At 41.6% G+C, this 20,604-nt stretch carries 20 protein-coding genes; 15 read left to right on the top strand and 5 right to left on the bottom strand.

Features of this window, described 5'->3' with window-relative positions; translation table 11 throughout:
- Positions 1 to 485 precede the first annotated feature (485 nt).
- Positions 486 to 1,523: a LacI family DNA-binding transcriptional regulator gene (locus ACNURT_RS16935; protein ID WP_419698706.1), complete on the bottom strand. Its 1,038-nt coding sequence runs from the start codon at positions 1,521 to 1,523 to the stop codon at positions 486 to 488.
- Between the two features lie 284 nt (positions 1,524 to 1,807).
- Between ACNURT_RS16935 and ACNURT_RS16930 the strand changes: the two genes are divergently transcribed.
- From ACNURT_RS16930 to ACNURT_RS16885, 10 genes are all read left to right on the top strand, one after another.
- Entirely contained in the window at positions 1,808 to 3,019 is a 1,212-nt protein-coding gene (locus tag ACNURT_RS16930) for a glycoside hydrolase family 88 protein (protein ID WP_419698705.1), read from the top strand.
- 3 nt (positions 3,020 to 3,022) lie between these two features.
- Positions 3,023 to 4,120 carry an alginate lyase family protein gene (locus tag ACNURT_RS16925; RefSeq protein WP_419698704.1) on the top strand — a complete coding sequence of 366 codons (1,098 nt, stop codon included), beginning with the start codon at positions 3,023 to 3,025 and terminating at the stop codon, positions 4,118 to 4,120.
- Between the two features lie 138 nt (positions 4,121 to 4,258).
- Positions 4,259 to 4,951, top strand: coding sequence for a hypothetical protein (locus ACNURT_RS16920; RefSeq protein WP_419698703.1), 693 nt, complete (start codon positions 4,259 to 4,261; stop codon positions 4,949 to 4,951).
- A gap of 210 nt (positions 4,952 to 5,161) precedes the next feature.
- On the top strand, positions 5,162 to 5,713 hold the full coding sequence (locus tag ACNURT_RS16915; protein WP_370995212.1) for an RNA polymerase sigma factor: 552 nt from the start codon (positions 5,162 to 5,164) through the stop codon (positions 5,711 to 5,713).
- A gap of 11 nt (positions 5,714 to 5,724) precedes the next feature.
- Positions 5,725 to 6,540: a zf-HC2 domain-containing protein gene (locus ACNURT_RS16910; RefSeq protein ID WP_419698702.1), complete on the top strand. Its 816-nt coding sequence runs from the start codon at positions 5,725 to 5,727 to the stop codon at positions 6,538 to 6,540.
- A 9-nt stretch (positions 6,541 to 6,549) separates the two neighbouring features.
- On the top strand, positions 6,550 to 7,398 hold the full coding sequence (locus ACNURT_RS16905; RefSeq protein ID WP_419698701.1) for a DUF4097 family beta strand repeat-containing protein: 849 nt from the start codon (positions 6,550 to 6,552) through the stop codon (positions 7,396 to 7,398).
- Between the two features lie 14 nt (positions 7,399 to 7,412).
- Complete coding sequence (locus ACNURT_RS16900) at positions 7,413 to 8,240, top strand: hypothetical protein (protein WP_419698700.1); 828 nt, start codon at positions 7,413 to 7,415, stop codon at positions 8,238 to 8,240.
- Between the two features lie 77 nt (positions 8,241 to 8,317).
- Positions 8,318 to 8,899 (top strand): Crp/Fnr family transcriptional regulator, encoded by a 582-nt coding sequence (locus ACNURT_RS16895; RefSeq protein WP_419698699.1) that lies wholly within the window; start codon positions 8,318 to 8,320, stop codon positions 8,897 to 8,899.
- Between the two features lie 82 nt (positions 8,900 to 8,981).
- On the top strand, positions 8,982 to 9,398 hold the full coding sequence (locus ACNURT_RS16890) for a VOC family protein (protein WP_419698698.1): 417 nt from the start codon (positions 8,982 to 8,984) through the stop codon (positions 9,396 to 9,398).
- Positions 9,399 to 9,408: 10 nt separating this feature from the next.
- A complete protein-coding gene (locus ACNURT_RS16885) occupies positions 9,409 to 9,915 on the top strand; it encodes a cupin domain-containing protein (RefSeq protein WP_419698697.1) in 507 nt (168 codons plus the stop codon).
- Here ACNURT_RS16885 and ACNURT_RS16880 read toward each other — a convergent pair.
- A complete protein-coding gene (locus ACNURT_RS16880) occupies positions 9,912 to 10,766 on the bottom strand; it encodes a pirin family protein (RefSeq protein ID WP_419698696.1) in 855 nt (284 codons plus the stop codon). The genes ACNURT_RS16885 and ACNURT_RS16880 overlap by 4 nt on opposite strands.
- A 45-nt stretch (positions 10,767 to 10,811) precedes the next feature.
- Entirely contained in the window at positions 10,812 to 11,519 is a 708-nt protein-coding gene (locus ACNURT_RS16875) for a class I SAM-dependent methyltransferase (protein WP_419698695.1), read from the bottom strand.
- 184 nt (positions 11,520 to 11,703) lie between these two features.
- Here ACNURT_RS16875 and ACNURT_RS16870 point away from each other — a divergent pair, with 184 nt between their 5' ends.
- Positions 11,704 to 12,414, top strand: coding sequence for a DUF92 domain-containing protein (locus ACNURT_RS16870; protein ID WP_419698694.1), 711 nt, complete (start codon positions 11,704 to 11,706; stop codon positions 12,412 to 12,414).
- Positions 12,415 to 12,473: 59 nt separating this feature from the next.
- Positions 12,474 to 13,241: a zinc-dependent peptidase gene (locus ACNURT_RS16865; protein ID WP_419698693.1), complete on the top strand. Its 768-nt coding sequence runs from the start codon at positions 12,474 to 12,476 to the stop codon at positions 13,239 to 13,241.
- A 114-nt stretch (positions 13,242 to 13,355) separates the two neighbouring features.
- On the opposite strand, the gene ACNURT_RS16860 is transcribed toward ACNURT_RS16865, so the two are convergent.
- The gene (locus ACNURT_RS16860) at positions 13,356 to 14,174 is read right to left on the bottom strand and encodes an MBL fold metallo-hydrolase (protein WP_419698692.1); all 819 of its coding nucleotides are present in this window, start codon (positions 14,172 to 14,174) and stop codon (positions 13,356 to 13,358) included.
- Positions 14,175 to 14,283: 109 nt separating this feature from the next.
- Between ACNURT_RS16860 and ACNURT_RS16855 the strand changes: the two genes are divergently transcribed.
- Genes ACNURT_RS16855 through ACNURT_RS16845 form a run of 3 tightly spaced genes read left to right on the top strand, consistent with a single transcriptional unit; the run spans position 14,284 to position 15,884 of the window.
- Entirely contained in the window at positions 14,284 to 14,943 is a 660-nt protein-coding gene (locus tag ACNURT_RS16855; RefSeq protein WP_419698691.1) for a YceH family protein, read from the top strand.
- A 14-nt stretch (positions 14,944 to 14,957) separates the two neighbouring features.
- Positions 14,958 to 15,437 carry a hypothetical protein gene (locus tag ACNURT_RS16850; RefSeq protein ID WP_419698690.1) on the top strand — a complete coding sequence of 160 codons (480 nt, stop codon included), beginning with the start codon at positions 14,958 to 14,960 and terminating at the stop codon, positions 15,435 to 15,437.
- A gap of 15 nt (positions 15,438 to 15,452) precedes the next feature.
- The gene (locus tag ACNURT_RS16845; RefSeq protein ID WP_419698689.1) at positions 15,453 to 15,884 is read left to right on the top strand and encodes a DUF7684 family protein; all 432 of its coding nucleotides are present in this window, start codon (positions 15,453 to 15,455) and stop codon (positions 15,882 to 15,884) included.
- A 215-nt stretch (positions 15,885 to 16,099) separates the two neighbouring features.
- Here ACNURT_RS16845 and ACNURT_RS16840 read toward each other — a convergent pair whose 3' ends face one another.
- Positions 16,100 to 20,413, bottom strand: a complete 4,314-nt coding sequence (locus ACNURT_RS16840) for a two-component regulator propeller domain-containing protein (protein ID WP_419698688.1) — start codon at positions 20,411 to 20,413, stop codon at positions 16,100 to 16,102.
- Between the last annotated feature and the right edge of the window lie 191 nt (positions 20,414 to 20,604).

Here is a 20,604-nt window from a genome sequence, read left to right as displayed (position 1 = left end):
GCTGAATTTTTTGAGGAAACCTTGATGATGGGGGGAGGGGCGTCTGCTACCAGACTTTTTTGTCTGTTATTCTTTCATATTCAATCTGTTTTGGTAAGCACTGGTTTTATTGGTTTTTAGTACGTTATATTACACTGTCAGTAAATTTCATGACCGTACGCAGGTATCCTTTCATTAACGCAAACGAGTATTAGTTACACTTACTATGTTTAATGGCTGATCAATAGCATTTACAAAATATGAAGGTACAACCTGATACATACAGCAAACTTTAAAAATTAATACAGAGTTTATAATGGGTGATCGCCTTATTCAGGCGAATGGCACATATCAAAAGTACCTACATTTGGCACGGTGTTTTACACTTTGCCTCAATTTTATTTACGCAATCGTTTTCGAAAAACAAGGAATGTAAAAATGTCCTTACACTAAGGTGTATTTCAGGAGAGGGATTGTTGTTAAGAACACTTCGGGAGGCGAAGGTTTTATTTATGCTTGCTTGCTGATGAACTTCTGATAAATAGTTCGGTGGGTAATATCACATTTTCAAATTCAGTAACCGGGCGTTTGCTGTTAATGATACTTAACAACATTTCGGTAGCCTTTCTGCCAATTTCAAAAGCGGGCTGATGTACCGATGTAAGCGATGGGTTTAATACATCGGCCAGTACAGTATTGGAAAAACCAACCAGTGCTATGTCCTGTGGTATCCTGATATTTTTTTTATGGAGTAAGGTCATTGTAGATGTCGTGATCCTGTCAGAGGCGGTAAGGATGGCATCAGGGCGAGGCTCTGTTTGCATCAATTCATTAACCGCCAGTTCAAGCTCATCCAGGTTAAGGCCGCCGTGCAGGCAATATTTGATGTATTCTTCATTTACGCCGACGCCTCTTTCAACCAGTGCATCTACATAGCCGGCCAGTCGTTGGGTGGTAACTGATGATGTAACCGAACTGGTGATATGGGCAATGTTTTTATAACCTGAGTCGAGCAGGTGCGTAGTGGCCTGGTAAGCGCCGCCCCGGTTATCAACTATAACTTTATGCGTATCTATTTCATTGCTCACCCGGTCAAAGAAAACAATAGGTAAGCCTTGTTGCTGCAGCTTTCTGAGGTGTTCAACATCGGCGGTTTCGGTTGCAATGGAAATAAGCAGGCCGTCAATTGCCCGGTGGATGAGGTGACTTACGTTTTGTACCTCCAGATCGTACGATTCATGACTTTGGGTGATGATCACATTGTAACCCTGGCTATAAGCCTCAGACTCCATGCCATTAATTACTTGCGAAAAAAACTGGTTATCGATACTGGAAACCACAATGCCGATGGATTTGCTATGCCCTTTTTTGAGACTTTGGGCCATGGGATTTGGCCGGTAATTGTGCTTTTGAGCAAACTCCATGACGAGTTTTTTGGTTTTTTCGCTGATCTCATAACTGTCTCTCAGTGCTTTAGAAACCGTAGACACAGATAGGTGTAATTCCCTGGCAATATCCCTTATAGTAATAGCGTCAAAATTCATAATTGGCTCTCTCCCGGCAACTCAACAAGTATATGAGTATTTTCTTAAAATTAGATAAAAACATCCATTAAATAGCACTTTTACCCGCTTTTCATTAAAAAGATATGCCCGGAAAACACAGTAAAGCCCGGGTTACATAACGTCAACTCAAACGTTTGCGTAAAAATTAACCGCCGATACTTTTATTTTGGCACGAATACGTCGTAATATTGAACTCATCATCAGTGTCTTTTATCCCCTGAACATAAGACTAACCAAACTGGTTATAAACTTTTATATAATTTATGAGAACCCAAAACTTGATCATCTTTTTTGTGCTGACTTTTTTGTCAACGAAAGTATTTTCACAAACCGATGTAGCCAAAGCCTTTTCATTTGCGCAAAGCCAAACCGCTTTGATGTTAAAAGAAGTGGACACTATAAAATCCAACCCGGCCAGCTCGGCACTGGTATCTCCCCGCAGTTTAAACGCTGACGGAAAACTGGTCATGGTACCTTCCAAAGATTGGTGCAGCGGCTTTTTTCCGGGTGAGCTATGGTTTTTATATGAGTATACAAAAGATAAAAAGTGGATGACGCTTGCTCAAAAATTCACCGCGAATATTGAGGTTGAGAAAACAAATGGCATTACCCATGATATGGGTTTTAAAGTATATAACAGTGTTGGCAATGGCTATCGTTTAACCAAAGACGAGCATTTTAAAGAAGTACTTATTGAAGCGGCTAAAACATTATCAACCCGGTTTAACCCGATTGTGGGGTCGATCAAATCATGGGATAACCGTAAACAATGGAAATTCCCGGTTATTATTGATAATATGCTAAACCTGGAGCTGCTGTTTGAAGCCACCCGCTTAACCGGCGATTCGTCTTTTTATAAAATAGCGGTAACACATGCCAATACCGCTATGAAAAACCATTTCAGGGCTAATTATAGCTCCTATCATGTAATTGATTATGATCCGGAAACCGGGAAAGTACTGCATAAGCAAACCCACCAGGGCTATGCCGACGAATCGGCCTGGGCACGCGGACAGGCATGGGGCCTTTATGGTTATACCATGTGTTATCGCGAAACACATAATAAAGCCTATTTAAAACAGGCCGAAAATATTGCCAAATTCATTTTCAGCAATCCCAATTTACCAGCAGACCTGGTACCATACTGGGATTATAATGACCCGGCGATACCCAATAGCCCGCGCGATGCTTCGGCCGCGGCTGTAGCTGCTTCGGCATTATATGAGTTAAGTACTTATAGCACAAACGCAAAGGAATACCGCTCAACCGCCGATAAAATTATTAAAACGTTAAGCGAAAAATATCGGGCAAAACCGGGTGGCAGCAAAGGTTTTTTATTGATCCACAGTACTGGGCATAAACCCGCCGGTACCGAAATAGATGTGCCTATAATTTACGCAGACTATTATTACCTGGAAGCTTTGTTGCGTAAACAGCATTTGTATAAAGGTCAGCCTGTAATTAACCGTAATTAACCCATGAAAAAAGTAGTTTTATTGATAAGTTTTCTTGTTGCAGGCCTGTGTGCACGAGCGCAATACGTTAGCTTAAGCGATGCCGAAATACAGGCGTTAAAAAAGAATATAGAAAGTAAGGAAGAGGTTAAAAAAGCATTTGAATCCTATAAACAAACGGCAGAACAGGCTTTAAATGAACAGCCAAATCCTATCGAAATTATTGTATCGCAGGGAGTATTGGCGGGTAATCCGGCAAAAACAGCCAGTCTTAAAGCACTGCAGGATGGTAATAAGATTTATGCTTTGGCTTTATGCTACAGATTGTATCAGCAAAAAGCATATTTGCAAAAGGCGCAGGATTTTCTGCTGGCCTGGGCCAATACCAATAAGCCGAATGGTGATCCCATCAATGAAACCAAGCTGGAAGATTTCATCACTGGGTACGATCTGATCAGGAATAATGTTTCCACGGAATCAAAACAACAGATTGACAACTGGTTGATCAAAGTTGGTGAAGCAGAGCTCAACAGCGCCTCTGCCAAACCAGGTAAAACAACCAGCTTTAATAACTGGAATTCGCATCGTATCAAAACCATCACCTTGGTTGCATTTACATTGCATAACACAGGTTATGAACCCCGGATTTACCAGGAACTGGAAAAGCAGATCAACGCTAACCTGAATGCCGATGGTAGCGGCTTTGACTTTTTGGAAAGAGACGCACTGCACTACCATACTTATACGCTTGAGCCCTTATTGCGAGCCGGTATGGTTATTTACCGGGCCACAGGCAAAAACTATTTTAGCTATCAGTCAGAAAAAGGAGCGTCTATCCAAAAATCGGTTGACTTTTTAGTGCCCTTTGTAACAGGAGCCAAAACCCATGGCGAGTTTGTAAACAGCAAAGTATCGTTTGATAAGAAACGCGCCGAAAATCACGAAAAGGGATATGAAGCAGGTACTTTGTTTGAACCGGCCAACGGTGTTTATACTCTTTCGTTGGCCGCTTATTTTAACCCGCTTTATATAAAAGATATACAACAGGTTAACAGCGTAAGACAAAAATTCAACTGGCAATTGATCCTTAATCAGATAATGAAACCGGTAGCCAATAATTAATAAGAGGATACAGACATTCAGCTCCACTGAAAATAGTCATTTGTACGAATGCGTAAAACCCGCATACCAATAGCGTGTTTGTACTGTTGTGAATAATTGATAGTAAGCAGACTTTTACAGGTAAATGTTAAAGTCGAAATGAAAAGGGTCATCACTTTCCTCACGCTGCTGTTCTTTGGGTGTCAATTAGCCATAGCGCAAAATTGCAACCAGTTTGTTGGTGCGGTGAGTGGAAAAAAATTGACCTATTTAAATCAGGATGCCAAAGGAAATTCCACCGGAAAACTCATATACACAGCTACCAAAAAAGATGCCTCTACGGTAACCGTACACAGTGAAGTTATTGATAAAAATGGTAAATCAGCAGGTGGTGGCGATTCTGAAATAATTTGCGATGGCAACGCCATTAAAATTGATATGAAGGCCTTTGTTCCGGCTTCTTCCATGAAACAATTTAGCAATATGAAAATGACCGGAGACGCCAAATACCTGGCTTATCCGCTTAATCTGAGCATTGGTCAAAAACTGGATGACGGGGCGGTTACTATCGATATCAGCAATAACGGGCAATCCATGTCGCAAATGCAAATGGATATTGTTAACCGGATGGTTGAAAAAGCTGAAAGTGTTACCACCAATGCCGGGAGTTTTGATTGTTACAAGATCACCTATGATGCTACCATGAAAATTAAAATGATGGGCATCGGTATTCCCGTACATATCAAAGCCGCCGAGTGGTATTCTCCCAAATTGGGTCGCTTTGTAAAATCAGAAACATACGATAAAAAATCAAAGCTCATGGGTACCATGATGCTTGACGCTATAAATTAATACCCCACCGATTGAGGTGCGATAACATTAACAACGAAGAATTTATACCTACCTTACCGCAAGAAAAGACAGGCCGACATGAATAATGAAGGCCTTCTTTTTTTACTAGTTTTTTACTCATAATCAGTAAATTACAATATTTCTTAAATTTCTTGTAACCATTTCTTTTTTACAGATGTCTCCAATGTAAATTAAAACAACTAAACCTGTTTGAATACGCTAAGTGACAATGCCATCATGCTCCGGGTTAAAACCGGTGAACTGGAAAAAATGGGACTGCTTTTTGAGCGGTACCACAGGGCTCTTTATGGCTTTTTGTTTCACATGACCTATAACCGCGAGGGTAGTGAAGATATGGTTCAAACTGTTTTTTACAAGATGCTCAAATACCGTAACAGCTTTACCGGCGAAGGCGAGTTTATGGCATGGATGTACCAGGTAGCACGCAACGTATTAAAAGATAGTTATAAAAAGAAATCGGAGAATGTTTCGCACTTTGATGTTGCGGATTTTGCAGATAGGATTGAGGGAGGTATAGCGGCCGATGAGCAATTTGAGCTCAGGCAAACGCGTACCGAGCTTCATGGGGCAATGAAAAAATTAAGCGATGATCACCGTGAGGTTTTGATCATGAGCCGCCTCCAGGAGCTAAAATATCAGGAAATAGCACAAATACTTCAAATTACTGAGGGCGCTGTTAAAGTAAGGGCACATCGGGCTATGCAGGAGTTAAAACAGGTTTATTTAAAAAGGAAATGCTAAACAGGAATAAGATGAAGTGTGATCAATACCAGGAACTGTTTACAGATTACATAAATAAACAGTTAACCCCTCAGCAACAAACAGAACTGGAGCATCATGTTGCCGGTTGTGCTAATTGCGGGCAGGAGCTGGCGGCCATGAAAGAGTTGTGGGATGAACTGGGCGATTTGGAAACACCCGAGCCATCTGTAAATGTAAAGGTGAAGTTTTACGCCATGCTGGATACTTACGCGGCATCGGTCGCGGAAAAAAAAGGCTTTTGGGATAAGCTATCGGATAACTGGGACCGGTTATGGCAATTGCAGCCACGCTGGCCGCTGGCCTATAGCCTGATTGTGGTATTGATCAGCTTTGCTTGCGGGTACTGGGTTTTTTCTTCAGGCCGTAGTAACAAGCAAGATGAGCAGTTGCAGGCTCTTTCGTCACAAGTGCATGAGTTAAGGCAAACGATGATGCTGGCCTTGTTAGAGAATCCATCAGCATCTGAGCGAATGAGGGGGGTAAGTTATACCAGCGAGATAAAACATGCCGATAAACAGGTGATCAACGCGCTGCTGACTACCTTAAATAACGACCCAAATGTAAATGTACGCTTAAGCACCTTGGATGCCCTGGCGCATTTGTCTGATCATCCCGAGGTTAGGGAAGGGCTTATCCGTTCTATTTTAGATCAGGACTCACCACTAATGCAATCTGCCATAGCCGATGTAATGCTCAAGCTGCAGGAAAAACGTTCGATAGGCTCATTTAAAGAATTATTAAAACAAAAAGATCTGGATCGCGGTGTGCGTGAAAAGATCAAGGAAACAATAACACAACTTATTTAAAACCAGTTTATGAAAAAAATATGGATCCCCGTTTTGGCGGGAGCAGGGCTTTGTTTTGCCCAATTTTCGGCCTCGGCCCAGGAGTTTAAGCAACATATCAGCAAGCAGTTTACCTTTCAAAGTGGTGTTGTAGCTATTTACAATGTGTATGGCTCCATCAATGTAGAGGGTTATTCGGGCGATAAGGTTATCATGGAAATTGATGAAACCATCTCTGGCAGGGATCAGCAGATTGTGGATCAGGGAAAAAATGAAGTTAAGCTTGCCTTTGATCAGAAAACCGATAGCGTGATAGCCTATATCGCGAAACCCTATAATTCAAAACCGCATCATAGCTGGCATGATGGTAATGACACAGAAGTTAAGTATAAAATTAAGCTGGAATTTACAGTGAAGGTACCGTTCAATGCCAATCTCCGGGTATCAACAATTAATGATGGTCATATCACAGTTAAAGATGTTTACGGGGCGTTAAGTATCAACAATATCAATGGTCCTATAGATATCATAAACGCCAAAGGTACCACAGATGCTCATACCATTAACGGGGCGGTTACGGCCAACTATCTTAAAGTTCCGGCAGAAGCTTCATCCTATAAAACTATCAATGGAGAGGTAAAGGTTACTTATCCCGCAGGTTTGGCCGCTGATTTGGAGTTTAAAAGTATGAACGGTCAGTTTTATACAGATTTCCCCAACGCAGAGGTAATGCCCGGTAAGGTAATTACAACACAGTCAAAAAATAATAAAGGCACAACTTATAAACTGAGCAAAAACTCTGATGTAAGGATTGGGGCAGGTGGTAAACTATTCAAGTTTGAAACCCTCAACGGGGATATTTATATTAAAAAGCAATAATAAAAGCTAAGGACATGAAAATGATAAAAACTATAAAAATTACCGGGATACTGATTGCTGTTTTATTAACAAATACACGTATCCAGGCACAAAATGGTTCAGGGCAATTGGTTGTTCCCTTAAGCGATCCAAGTAAGCCTTATAAATTAAGCGCAGGGTTGGTACGTGGCTCCATTACCGTAACAGGTTACGAGGGTAAAGACATTGTGATTGATGCCCAATCAGGAGAAGAAAGGCAAGGGCATGTGAAAGAGAGCGGCAACGGTATGAAACGCCTGATAGGCAACAATAATCTGGATGTTACTGCCGAAGAAAAGAACAATGAGGTGAATGTAGGCGGCAGTGCAGGCAAGTTTGTTAACCTTACTATCAAAGTGCCGCAAAATGGAGGCAAACTAAAGATATCAACTATAAATGACGGCAATATCATTGTCTCCAATGTAAAAAGTGAGCTGGAGATAATTAATGTGAATGGTCATATCAAACTAACCGGTGTTTCTGGTTCTGTAGTGGCCAATACTATAAATGGTGATGTAACAGTTACATTCAGATCTATCGATCCTAAGGCGGCTATGGCGTTCACCACATTGAATGGGAATGTAGATGTTACTTTCCCAGCCACACTGAAAGCGAATGTAAAGCTCAAATCAGATCGGGGGGATATTTACACCGACTTTAATGTAGTAAGTAGTCTGCAGAAACCGGCTGTTACCCGTACCAATAAAGGCGGTATGTACAGCCTTAAAATTGATGATTGGGTTTACGGAAAAATTGATGGCGGTGGTCCGGAAATTCTGATGAAGAATATGAACGGTAATATTTATATCCGCAAAGCAAAGTAGGCAACCCATTTGCTATTGTAAAAGCATAAGCGTTATCTTGGTAGTTTAACTTTGGAAATCATTTAAAGAGTTGAACATTGGAAGAACTACTGGAAAAGTTTTGGAAAAGGATAAACAACTATACCAAATTATCAGATGAAAGCCGGGCAGCCTGGGAAAAAGGTTTAAAAAGAAAGGTGTATAACAAGAATGACCTTTTTTTAACAGAAGGACAGATACCCCGAACGGTTGCCTTTGTTGGCGAAGGGTTGTTTGCACAAAGCTATACATCTGAAAATGGTGATACCATTATCAAGCGGTTTTTCCCCGAAGGATATTTCGTAGCATCAACCAGCGCCTTATTATTAAAAGGGCCAAGTATGTTCACCATTAAGGCGCTGGAGCCAAGTGTGGTGCTGGAGTATAATTTTAATGATTTTAAACAGTTAACAGAAAAATACAGCGATATAGCAGCCATGTATATCCGGTATATGGAGCTGCACTGGATCATTGAAAAAGAGCCGCTGGAGATCGCCTTCCGTTCCGATACAGCCAAAACCAGGTATATTCAATTTTTAAAAGACTATCCCACACTGGAGCCCAGGCTAAAGCAGCACGAGGTAGCGGCATTCCTGGGTATAACGCCCACTCAATTAAGCCGTATCAGGGCCGAATTATAAATTTTTTAGGGTCTCAACATTTGTAAACGTTTTTACTCAGGCGGTTATGGAAATTTGTTTTATCAAACAAAAACAAATTATCATGACACAGATCAATGCCTATTTAAAATTTAATGGAAACTGTCGCGAAGCGATGACTTTCTATAAAAATTGCTTTGGCGGGGAGTTAACCCTTCAAACCGTTGGAAACTCGCCAATGGCCGAATTTATGCTGCATGAAGCTCCGGAAACCATTATGCATGCCAGCTTAATTAGTAATGGTATTACCCTGTTTGCCTCTGAATTGACCGAGCCCGAAGGTATTAATCATGGCAATGCAGTTTATTTATGTATCGGCAGTGAAAATAAGGAAGAGGTTAAAACTTTTTTTGAAAAGCTTTCGGCAGAAGCCCGGTTCATCTCGCCATTACAGGATACGCCATGGGGCGCCTTCGGGGTAATTACAGACCGGTTTGGTTTCGGCTGGTATTTAAATTATGAAGTTAAAACTCAGGCATAATATCAATATCATGAATACTTCAACAAATCATTATGCCGACGAACTGAAAAATGAAGCGGTGATTTTTAGTCCTGGCGAAGGGGAAATATTGGCGATTGCCGGCAACAAGATCACACTAAAAGTAACCAGCGAGCTATCAAATAATCAATTGGGTGTATATGAAATTGTATTGCAACCCGGTACCGTTGGCGCACAACTTCATTATCACCGTTATATGGACGAAACGTTTATAGTGAATAAAGGCACGTTAACTATTCAGCTGGCAGATAAAACTATAGATGCTGTAGAAGGTTCGGTGGTTTACATTCCCAGGTTTACGCCGCACGGGTTTCGTAACAACAGCGATAGCGTTGTTACCTCCACTTTAATATTTAATCCGGGGCAAAACCGGGAAGGTTTCTTTTTTGGCTTAAAAGAAATATTAACCGAACAACCTATTGATCAGGCTAAATTTTTAAAGCTTTATGAAAAGTACGACAGCATCCCTGTAAATACAGAAAATGTGCTGCCTGGTTAAAAGCTTAAGCTACCGAACAGGCCGTTCTTATAATCGGAAATGGCCTGTTCGTTTTCTTCGGGCGTGTTCATTACAAAATTATCTTTCGCGGCAACGGGCTCTTCAATAGGCTCTGCCGAAAGGTATAATACCTGAGCATCGGTAGCAGCGGTTACGGAAATATCCTCATTCTCCTTATTGAACACAATAAGGTTATGAGCAGATACAGCGGTATCGTTAACCACTACATCGCCATGGATAATATACAGCAGAGTCCAGTAACCAGGCGTCGCGGTAAAATGGGCTGCTTTTCCTGCTGATATTTCGCCAACTATGGAAATTACAGGCGTAAAATTTTTAATAGGTCCGGTTTTACCTTCATAGTCGCCACTTAACAGGCGAAAATTCAGGCCATCACTCTCTAATACCCGGGGTTGCTGTTCTTGAGTGGCAGCCTGATAAAAAGGCTCATCCCATTTATGGGCTTTGGGCGCATTTATCCAAAGTTGTATCAATTCCTGTGTACCGCCTTGCTTTAACATTTCGTCAGTTGGACCTTCGCTGTGTAAAATGCCCCTTCCTGCAAACATTTGCTGTACATCGCCGGCTTTTATTACTTTATCATTACCGGCATTATCGCGGTGGTAACCTTCGCCCTGCAGCATAATAGTATAAGGACTAAACCCACGATGCGGGTGCGGGTGTATCCGTGAGGTTTGTCCCGGTTTAATAACAACCGGCCTCATGTGGTGCAAAACAATAAAAGGGTTAGCAAACCTGAAATTTTGATGAGGTAAGGGTTGTATCACTACATCTTCTTCCGTTATTTTTTTCTCACGGCCCTCCAGTATATGGTCGATAGCTTTTTTCATGGTATAATGCTCAAAACTTGATAAAGATAAAAAAACGGGATAAGCTTAAGGTTTCTGGACTGTCAAATTTAAAGTGAGCCTTACCAGATACTGTTTAAACTCATCTTCTAATAAAACCTCCATATCGTAACCCATTTCCCCGGCAATCCCAGTAAGTGTTTGCTCATCTATGTACAACCAGGGGAACCAATCGCTTTTTTGCTGGTTATATTGATACTGATATTGTATTTCACCGTAATATGGACCGTTTCCGGGGAGCTTACCCTCATACAGATAAGCGATGTCTGATGAATCAAACAAAAGCTGTCCGCCTGGTTTAAGCAGTTGTTTAGCATGCTGCAAAAAAGTTTTTAGTTTGAGTAGGGTACCCGTCAACCCAATGCCGTTCATGAGTAGCAGCAAAGTATCATATTGCTTCTCCTGGTATTCAAATATATCGGCAGTGATCACTTGCTGAACTCCGCGTGCTTTCATCACTTCTGACGCCAGATTGGATATTTCCAGTGCGGTAACATCAAAACCTCGTTCCTGCAGCAGCAATACATGCCCGCCCGCACCGGCGCCGATGTCCAATATATCGCCCCGGCACTCGTTTAAGGCCAGCCACTCTATATCGGGCATATCGTCTTCTTCGCGGAAATAGGCCTCCACCGGCATCTCCTCAGGGGGGCCATATTGATTATTGATCCAGAGCTTGTGCTCCGGCTTTTTATAATAATGATCATGAATGGCCTGGCCTAATATATCTTTCATAACGCCGTAAAAATAGGGATTATTACAGAGTCAGGAATCAAGAGGCAAGAATCAAGAAAAATAATATCAACAGGTCACCCTGTTATTGAAGATTTTAATGGGAATACCTTTTCTTGCCTCTTGGTTCTTGTCTCTTGATTCTCGACTTTTGGCTCTTGATTCTAATCTCTTGACTCTAACATCCATGCTGTCTCACTACGGTTTATTAGTTCTTATCCTGATCGCGGGCGTAGTTTATAGCGTATCTACCCGTAAACTAACCCCGTTGGCGGCGTTCACAGGCGCTGTGGTTGCCTGTTTGGTTTTCGCCGGGGCGGGATATACCGGCGTTACTATGATGACCTCCTTCTTTATTTTAGGTTCGGCTGCCACATCATGGCAAAAACATCAAAAGCAAAGTTTTGCCAATCCCGAAGAACACCAGGGCGGCCGGAGCGCTACGCAGGTTCTTGCTAATGCCGGCGTGGGGGCTATTGCTGGTCTTTTGGTTTTAGTATTCCCTGTATATACCTCACTTTGGATATGGATGATGGCTGCCGGCTTTGCCTCGGCAACAGCAGATACTTTATCTTCGGAACTGGGCACGGTTTACGGCAGGCGTTTTTTCAATATCATCACGCTGAAACCCGATCAGCGGGGATTCGATGGTGTGATCAGTTTGGAAGGCACTTTAATTGGTGTGGCCGGCAGCTGCGTTATAGCCCTGGTTTATGCCATTGGTTTTGGGTGGAGCAGCAGTTTGATCTGGATTGTTATTGCCGGAACAATAGGCAATTTGACCGATTCTGTACTGGGGGCCCTGTTAGAACGCCGCGGATACCTGAGCAACAATGCCGTAAACTTTTTGAATACGCTGATAGCTGCCCTTACGGTGCTGCTGATTTACCTGATTTAATGTTGATATTTGACCGTTGATGGAGAGGATTCCGTTGATTCCGTTGATTTTTAAATCTCATGACGCCAATCATTATATTGCTTGTTATTGTTGTTTTTATCGGATACTTCTTTTTGAAAGGTAAGCGTAAGCCAAAAATAACGGCTTCCAATGCGGCTTATAAAGCCATCTTGGAAAGGTATATCCCGTTTTATCAAAGCCTGAATGCTGTTGATAAGCTCCTGTTTGAGCAAAAGGTAAGTGATTTTTTGGAAGGCATTACCATAGAAGGCGTGGGCACAACCATTGAAGATACCGACCGGGTCATGATCGCTTCGAGCGCGGTGATCCCTATTTTCAGACTGGGCAACTGGCGGTACAGCAACCTTACCAATGTGATACTATACCCGGATACTTTTGATGCGGAGTTTCAGTTTGAAGGCGAGGGTCGGAATATCATGGGAATGGTGGGTTCGGGCTATATGAACGGACAAATGATCCTGTCGAGGGCGGCGCTTACCAAAGGTTTTTCGCGTTCAGCTGGTAAAGAAAATACGGCCATTCATGAGTTTGTGCACCTGTTGGATAAATCGGATGGGGCTACGGATGGTATCCCCGAAAACCTGATGGCGCATGATTATGTACTCCCCTGGTTAAAAATGATCCATCACGAGATCCATCAAATAGAAGAAGGTAAATCCGATATCAACCCATATGCTGCTACCAGCGAAGCGGAATTTTTTGCCGTAGCCGCCGAATACTTTTTTCAGAAACCCGAACAACTGAAACACAAACACCCGGAGCTGTACGAAATGTTATTTATGATGTTTATGCGGGTAAAGCGGTGATTTTTTAGTATCAAGTAGTTAGTATCAAGTATCAAGACTTTTTATTGCTGCCATTAAACGTGCTAAGCTAATCTCGCGGCAGCGAATTAATTCAGTAATTCACTAATTCAATAATTAATTAAAGAGACCCAAATCAAGCTGCCCGGCAAATGAGGGTACTTTGTCGGCTCCACCAATATGAAAAACGGGTGTCTCCTCAAAGCGTGAAGCTACAACCACATGGATACCTTCGGCGCAAGCCATAAACAGATCTTCAACCAGTTTGGGATTATTGTTATTGTGTGATAAGTGGGAGAGCAGCAGATGGCTCATGTGTGCTGGCCTATGGGTGGTGAATAGCGCCAGTGCCTGTTTGTTTGACAGGTGACCTTTGCCGCCGCGGATGCGTCGTTTAAGGTGATAGGGATAGCCACCGTTATCCAGCATATCGTCATCGTAATTTGCTTCCAGAAAAGCGGCATGGCACTGGCTAAAATAGCGGATGAGCCTGTCGCACACTACGCCGATGTCTGTAAATATACCCACGTTGATATCGCGGCAGCTTACAAAAAAGCTATGCGGCTCGGAGGCGTCATGTTCTTTGGGGAATGAAGTAACCTGCAGTTCGCCAATATTTACGGTTTCAAACTCGCGCAAATGATGCACCAATTGCAAATCTACACTGTTGCCCAAATGTAACAGCGTGCCTGGCGTAATGTATACCGGCAAATTGAATTTTTTGGCCAATACCGGTATCCCGCGAATATGGTCTGAATGCTCATGCGATACAAATATGGCTTTTACCTTTTGCATGGATAAGCCCAGCCGGGCCATGCGTTTCTCCGTTTCGCGGCATGATATGCCTGCATCAACCAATATAGCCTCCCGCTCGTTCCCTACGTAATAGCAATTGCCGTTACTGCCCGAATTTAGTGATGTGATGAATAATGACATGTAAATACAAAGTAACGGATTTAAGCTAAATTTTATGTTTACTTAACGTGCAGTGTTTAAAAATAATTACTAAAATTTCGCGGCTATAAAAAGCTGCTTATATTTAGCCATGGATACACCCCAAACTTTACCAGTATTGGATGCAACAGAGCTGCGCGTTTTAGGCTCGCTGATGGAAAAAAGCAAAACCACACCCGATTATTATCCCATGACGCTTAACGGCTTAACCGCAGCCTGCAACCAGAAAACATCGCGGAAGCCGGTTGTAAATTATGATGAAGGCACGGTTACCGAAGCGTTAAATACGCTTAAAAGACGCGGATTGATTTCGACCGTTACCGGCGGCTCTATCCGCAATATCAAATACAAGCATAATTTTGCTATTGTTTTCCCGGTGATACCGGCCGAGGTGGCTTTGCTTTGCCTGCTGATATTGCGCGGGCCGCAAACGCCTGGCGAATTGAATACCAATTCTGGCAGGTTATACGAGTTTGAAACGATAGAAGAAGTGCAGGAAATGCTCGAGAAACTGGCCGATCCGGCTTTGCCTTATGTAGTTCAGTTACCCAAACGGCCCGGACAAAAAGAGGCCCGTTATGCCCATCTGTTAGGCGGCATACCCGAGATAAGCGACGATGACGAAACCGAAGAAACAGGCGGCCGTACAAATAGCGGCCTGGAAGCCCGTGTAAGCCTACTGGAAAATGAACTGGCCGCGGTGAAAGACAAATTGGTTAAATTGATGCAGGAATTAGGGGTGGGGGAGTAAAAAAGAATCTGATAATGAATTGGATAATAAGACGTAGGGATAAACTATCCGCTCATACCTACCTAAATGAGCTTTTGATTCCAATTTTAGATGATTTGGAAGGATTTAGCTGGTTGTTATGTGATTTGGAATTTGGAATGGAAGAAGATTTACCGATAAATCTTGACCATGATTATTTCATACTAGGGAAGGATGAGTTTAATAAGCTACTAAAGGCTGATTTGCAAATTTGGTGGGGTGTTATTTTAGCAATACCTGAATCAGTTAATATTATAGTTGATGAAGATAATCTCCCTTTTGCGGAAGGTAATGGACTGATCTGGAAAAATGGAAATATGCAGCATCCCGATGCTCAGATTGAAATTGTTTGTTTTGATAGTAGCTATACAATTATTAAATTTAAAGACAGGTATCTGTCTGATAAGTTTAAAAGCTATTTTACAGAAGCTATGGATTTGGAGAAGTTCAGTGACAAATTTATTAATAAAAAATAAAGCAGATAAATCAAGATGATGGAAATTAGCGTTCTTAATCATAGAAGGATAATTTATCAGCAATATTCACAAAAACTGGACTGGACAAAGGAGATGCCCAATGAAAATTGGTTGCTTATAGTTGTAGCAGAGGATAAAAACAAGCAATTATTAAACGAAATAGCGCGTAAAGCACTTGATAGAAATGTATGCTATGTTTGTTGTTTGGGGCAACAATCAGAACTGCTTCATGATATTGTGGATGAAGAAATTGTAATCAGAGAAGTAGATCCCGAATACAACCCGCTGACTCATTTTATAGTAACAACCTGGGATTTTAATATTGAGAAAGGGCTATGGAATGCAATTTATACCGCAAATAACGATGAAGGGGAAATCAATACTGTATTTTGCCTTCATGCATCGGATTTAAGGATTGAAGAAATGCTATTAAGTTTAATGAAATAAACGTTGCTGTACTTAAGTCAGCAGAGAGTAACATAAGAATTATGCCATTTCGAAGGTACGAGGAGAAATCTTCTGCGGCTTTTGATGCGAACTTTGCATATCAATGGAACATAGAGCAAAAGATTTCTCTTTCGCACAGCGCTCATGTCCGCCCATGCTCTATCGAAATGACAACCTTTTATTTAATTGGGTAAGAATTAAATTCAATTCTAATTCTATTTATACTTCTCTTTATCCAAATTCTTCTTTTCCACTATTCCGTAGGCCCTTTTGAGTATCGTTACCAGGTCATCGGTTTTCATGGGTTTGGCTATGTAATCGTCCATGCCCTGACTTAGGCAAAGTTCACGGTCATCGGGGCCGGCGTTGGCGGTCATGGCAATGATGTATGGTTGTTTAAAGGCGTATTTACGGATGTGCCGGGTGGCTTCAAAGCCATCCATTTCGGGCATTTGCACATCCATGAATATCACATCAACAGGGTTTAGTTTTAGCTTATTCAGAGCCTCGAGCCCATTTTGCGCCATGATGAATTTGTAACCCAGTTTGTTCAGCATTTTGTCGACTAATTTTTGATTGATGAGGTTGTCTTCGGCCACTAAAATGCGCATTGGGAAATCATCGGCAAAGTTTTCTTCAAATAACTTCGAGGATTTGGGCTCAGAAAAGATCGAAGTGGGCTGATTTTGAAATTCCGCCTGGATGCTTTTCCCCAACTGATTTTGCTTAACGGGTTTGGTGAGGATAGCAGAAAACAATCCCGGGTACTTTTTCTTTGAACCATCGCCTATAGAGCTCAGCATAATTACAGGCAGGTTTTTGTAATTTCTTTTAACAGCCCGTGCCAGGTCGACTCCATCCATATCCGGCATTTCCATATCGGTAATAATCAGGTTGAATTTTTCTCCTTCAGATAAAAGATCGAGAGCTTCCACCGCCGAGGATGCGGATACAGTGAGTATTCCCCATTGTTCCAGCTGTGTTTTTAATATAAAACGGTTGGTCTGGTTGTCATCGATCAATAGGATCTTTTTGCCTTCCATGTCGGCCGGATTAAATACGATGGGCTGATATTTCAACTGTTTTTTACTAACCGCCGCCCTGATCGTGAACATAAATACCGAGCCTTCTTTGTAAACGCTCTCCACCCAGATATCGCCACCCATGAGTTTCACCAGGCGCTGACTGATCACCAGTCCCAGGCCGGTACCGCCATATTTGCGGGTGGTTGACGAATCAACCTGCGAAAAGGCGTTGAACAAGCCCGGGAGTTTTTCATCGGGGATACCTATTCCAGTGTCCATCACACTAAAACCGATCCCTATATCACCATTTTTAAAGGTTTTGGACAGGAATACTTTTATAAATACTTCGCCTTTTTGAGTGAATTTTAAGGCGTTGCCTGTTAAGTTGGTGATCACTTGTTTAAGCCGGAGGCTGTCGCCGATAATTTGTGTGGGCAGAGCAGGATCTATCTGGTAAACCAGTTCCAGGTTTTGCTGCGAGGCCTGTTGCGAAAAAAGATCCATTACCTCTTCGATACAATGACGCAGGTCAAAATCGTCCTGCTCAATATCCATTTTACCCGATTCTATTTTCGAAAAATCAAGAATGTCATTGATCACATTCACCAGGCTGTCGCCGCTGGCAATAATCGTATTGGTATATTCCCGCTGTTCGGGATTCAATTCCGTTTCGCTTAAAAGGGAGGCCATGCCAATCACGCCATTCATTGGGGTGCGTATCTCATGACTCATGGTAGCCAGAAATATGCTTTTGGCTTTGTTGGCCTTATCGGCTTCCTCACGCGCCTGCCGCTCCTGCTGGCGCTGCAGCTCTAATTCTTCAGATTGTACCAGCAGTTCTTCATTCAAAGCCTGTAATTCTTCAGATTGCGATTGTAATTCGGTATTCAGGCCTTGCAGATCGGCTGATTGTTTTTTTAACTCGTCAGATTGTTGCAAAACTTCTGCGGTACGTTCAGATACCTGTTGTTCCAGCAAAGCTTTTTGTTTAATGATCGCATTAACCTTTAAGCGATATAAGCTATATATGGCAGCAAAAACAAGCAGGGTTACCAGGATAATAAACCACCAGGTTAGCCAAAACGGAGGCAGAATAGTTAGGTCCAAACTCAGCTCGCGGGTTGACCATACGCCGTCGCCGTTATGGCTTTTTACTTTAAAAGTGTAATGGCCTGCCGGTAAATTAGTATAGGTCGCCGTGTTTTTACGCCCAACATGATTCCAGTTCTTATCAAAACCTGCTAATTGATAAGCATAAACCGTACGGTTAAATAAGGCATAATCCAGCGAAACAAATTCAAAGGAAATTACTGATTGATCATAATTTAAAGTAATAGCTTTGGTAACACTGATATCTTGTTTTAAAGGCGATGGGTCCTTATCATTTTTAGCTACCGGTATGGAGTTGTTAAAGATCTGGAAGTCGGTTAAAACCAAAGGCGGATTATAATGATTAGGGACAATCTTTTCAGGGTCAAATATGTTAAACCCGTTTACCCCTCCAAAATACAATAGGCCATCCCTTGTTTTTAAAGCCGATTTGGCTTTAAATTCATCGGCTTGCAAACCATCATCAACGGTAAAGTTTTTGAATTTTTTGGTGATAGGATTGTATTTGGATATGCCCTTATTGGTACTGATCCAAAGATTGCCACTATTATCCTCTTTAATAGCGTAGGTGTAATTATTGGGCAGTCCGTCTTTTGTTTTAAAAACAGTGAACCTGCCGGTTTTAGGGTCAAGGCGGTTTAAACCATCAAATGTACAAACCCATATATTGCCGTTAAGGTCTTCCAGCAGGTCGACCGCTTTATTATTACTAAGGCTATTTTTTGAGTCATCATGTTTATAAGAGGTAAAGGTGCCCGTTTGCTGATCAAAACGGTTAATGCCCCCGGTGCCGGTGCCTATCCAGAGAATGCCTTTGGAATCAACCAGCAACGAATTGATGACATTATCACTGATGCTTTTAGCATCATCAGGATTATGCTTATAATGAATAAACTTGTTGGTTTTAGGATTGTACAGATCAAGACCCTGCCCAAAGGTGCCTATCCATATTTTATGATCGGGTGTTGCTGTAATGGCATATATATTATTACCGGCCAAACTGGCGCTGTCATTAGGGTTATGTATGTATGATTTAAACCGGTGGGTTTGCATATTCATAACGCTAACGCCATTTCCCCAGGTTGCTACCCACAGGTTACCTTTGCCGTCATCCTGTGTGCCCAAAATATAATCGCCGCTTATGCTGCCTTTATCATTATCGAGATGTTTGTATGCTGTAAAACTCCCATTTTCGGGGCTGAAATAATTTAGTCCCCCGCCATCTGTACCAATCCATATATCTCCCTTATTATCCTGATAAAAACTTAAAACATAATTACTGGATAAGCTTGTAGATAGGGAGTTATGTTTGTAGAATAAAAAGTTTTCAGTGGTTTTCCTGTATAAGTTAACACCCGAAGAAAAAGTGCCCACCCACATATTGCCGGTTTTATCCTTTAATATCGCATTGACAGAATTGCTGGCTATGCTGGTATTGTCGATATCGTCATGCAAATGCGTCATGAACTTGTTTGCCGCATAATTAAATATGCTTATCCCTCCATTGTTAATGCCTATCCATAAATTTTGATTGCTGTCTTCGGCAATGGCTTGTATGTAATTGCCCGATATAGAATTGCTGCTGCCGGGAATGTTTTTAAAGTTTTTAAAAGTACCGGTATTGCCGTCGTATAAATTTAAACCGCCGTTATCCCATGTACCTGCCCATATATGGTGGCTGCTATCTTCAAAAACACAGGTGATGTAATTGGATGATATGGATCCGGCAACCTTATCATCATGTTTAAAAGAGGTAAAGGTTTTAGTTTGGATATTAAAAAGATTTAACCCGCCAGATATGGTCCCGATCCATAAGTTATTGTGGCTATCGAGATAAATGGTTCTGGTTTTATTATCACTCAGGGTGTTATGATCAGCATTGTTGTGTTTGTAATGAGTGAATTTGTTTTGGCTTATCTTAAATTCATCAAGCCCATCCTCTAAATAGCTGATCCATAAATTACCATCCTTATCAAGAACAAGTCCTGTTAAATTATTGCTTGCTACGGTATTTGCCTCTTTTTTGTTATGTAGATAATGATAGAACCGGTTCTTTTTCCGGTCATATTTATTGAGGCCCCCGCCCATGGTGGCTATCCAGAGGTTTCCATCCTTGTCTTCGGCAATATGGTTTACGTAGTTATTGCTAATGCTGGTACTATCGGTAATGTTATTCTGGAAAACTTTAAATTTATTACCGTCAAAGCGGTTTAAACCGTCGAGTGTTCCCACCCAGATAAAACCATAACTATCCTGAAGAATGGTATTGATGTTAAGCTCCGATAAATTAGAGCGGCTGCCAATGCGCTGAAAGTGTAAAGGCTGGTTTTGAGCAGAAACATATAATGATATAGCCTGAAAAAGTAAAACAAGATAAAACTTACAGCCCCTCATTATAGCAATAAATTACGGTTTATACGGTAGCGGATAATAACATGAAATGATTATCTAATTTACTAAAATATGGTTAAATAAATGGTAATTAAGTATGGCTATTTAAACGCAACAACATGATAATTAGTTGTAAGCCAAAATACGCCTGCTATTAACCGCTTAGCCAAAGTATATTAAGTATAATACCTTAA

Source organism: Mucilaginibacter sp. NFX135, from assembly GCF_048565145.1.
Classification (GTDB): Bacteria; Bacteroidota; Bacteroidia; order Sphingobacteriales; family Sphingobacteriaceae; genus Mucilaginibacter.
Note: the sequence above shows the minus strand (reverse complement) of the source record. Positions and strands in the feature narration are given on the sequence as shown.

Excerpts from the sequence above, each read along its gene's own strand:
- ACNURT_RS16935 (WP_419698706.1), bottom strand. The coding sequence starts at position 1,523 with ATGAATTTTGACGCTATTACTATAAGGGATATTGCCAGGGAATTACAC.
- ACNURT_RS16930 (WP_419698705.1), top strand. The coding sequence starts at position 1,808 with ATGAGAACCCAAAACTTGATCATCTTTTTTGTGCTGACTTTTTTGTCA.
- ACNURT_RS16925 (WP_419698704.1), top strand. The coding sequence starts at position 3,023 with ATGAAAAAAGTAGTTTTATTGATAAGTTTTCTTGTTGCAGGCCTGTGT.
- ACNURT_RS16920 (WP_419698703.1), top strand. The coding sequence starts at position 4,259 with ATGAAAAGGGTCATCACTTTCCTCACGCTGCTGTTCTTTGGGTGTCAA.
- ACNURT_RS16910 (WP_419698702.1), top strand. The coding sequence starts at position 5,725 with ATGAAGTGTGATCAATACCAGGAACTGTTTACAGATTACATAAATAAA.
- ACNURT_RS16905 (WP_419698701.1), top strand. The coding sequence starts at position 6,550 with ATGAAAAAAATATGGATCCCCGTTTTGGCGGGAGCAGGGCTTTGTTTT.
- ACNURT_RS16900 (WP_419698700.1), top strand. The coding sequence starts at position 7,413 with ATGAAAATGATAAAAACTATAAAAATTACCGGGATACTGATTGCTGTT.
- ACNURT_RS16890 (WP_419698698.1), top strand. The coding sequence starts at position 8,982 with ATGACACAGATCAATGCCTATTTAAAATTTAATGGAAACTGTCGCGAA.
- ACNURT_RS16885 (WP_419698697.1), top strand. The coding sequence starts at position 9,409 with ATGAATACTTCAACAAATCATTATGCCGACGAACTGAAAAATGAAGCG.
- ACNURT_RS16880 (WP_419698696.1), bottom strand. The coding sequence starts at position 10,766 with ATGAAAAAAGCTATCGACCATATACTGGAGGGCCGTGAGAAAAAAATA.
- ACNURT_RS16875 (WP_419698695.1), bottom strand. The coding sequence starts at position 11,519 with ATGAAAGATATATTAGGCCAGGCCATTCATGATCATTATTATAAAAAG.
- ACNURT_RS16870 (WP_419698694.1), top strand. The coding sequence starts at position 11,704 with ATGCTGTCTCACTACGGTTTATTAGTTCTTATCCTGATCGCGGGCGTA.
- ACNURT_RS16865 (WP_419698693.1), top strand. The coding sequence starts at position 12,474 with ATGACGCCAATCATTATATTGCTTGTTATTGTTGTTTTTATCGGATAC.
- ACNURT_RS16860 (WP_419698692.1), bottom strand. The coding sequence starts at position 14,174 with ATGTCATTATTCATCACATCACTAAATTCGGGCAGTAACGGCAATTGC.
- ACNURT_RS16855 (WP_419698691.1), top strand. The coding sequence starts at position 14,284 with ATGGATACACCCCAAACTTTACCAGTATTGGATGCAACAGAGCTGCGC.
- ACNURT_RS16850 (WP_419698690.1), top strand. The coding sequence starts at position 14,958 with ATGAATTGGATAATAAGACGTAGGGATAAACTATCCGCTCATACCTAC.
- ACNURT_RS16845 (WP_419698689.1), top strand. The coding sequence starts at position 15,453 with ATGATGGAAATTAGCGTTCTTAATCATAGAAGGATAATTTATCAGCAA.
- ACNURT_RS16840 (WP_419698688.1), bottom strand. The coding sequence starts at position 20,413 with ATGAGGGGCTGTAAGTTTTATCTTGTTTTACTTTTTCAGGCTATATCA.